Genomic DNA, 465 nt, shown 5'->3' with positions numbered 1-465 from the left:
GCCGGCAAGTACGTCGACGGCACACCGCTGTATCGAATGGAGGATGTGCTCGCGCGCTCGAACATTGCAGTCAGCCGCGGCACGCTGGCGAACTGGATCATCCGCCCGGCCGAGCTGCACTACGCGCGGATTTACGATGCGCTCAAGCAGATTCTGCGAAGCCAGTGGTTGATCCACGGCGATGAGACCACGGTCCAGGTGCTCAAGGAAAAGGATCGAAAGGCACAGGACACGTCGTACATGTGGGTCTACAGGAGCGCAGCGGACAGCGAGCAGCCGGTCGTGTTGTTCGAGTATCAACCTGGGCGCGGTGGGGAACATCCGCGTGCCTTCCCCGGCGACTACGCCGGCACGCTGATGACGGACGGTTGGCCTGCCTGGCGCACGATCAAGACGGCGATGCACCTCGGATGCCTGGCGCACGCGAGGAGGCTGTTTACGGACGCGCTCAAGGGCCAGAAGAAC

The 465-nt window shown here is 63.2% G+C and carries 1 protein-coding gene; it reads left to right on the top strand.

The window, feature by feature from the left end; genetic code table 11:
* On the top strand, positions 1-465 hold a 465-nt coding region (locus SB751_RS28195), incomplete at both ends, for an IS66 family transposase (RefSeq protein ID WP_410748809.1).

It is taken from the genome of Cupriavidus sp. SIMBA_020 (assembly GCF_046535395.1).
GTDB classification, from domain to species: domain Bacteria; phylum Pseudomonadota; class Gammaproteobacteria; order Burkholderiales; family Burkholderiaceae; genus Cupriavidus; species Cupriavidus campinensis.
The sequence above is the reverse complement of the archived record's forward strand: the minus strand, read 5'-3'. Positions and strand labels throughout refer to the sequence as shown.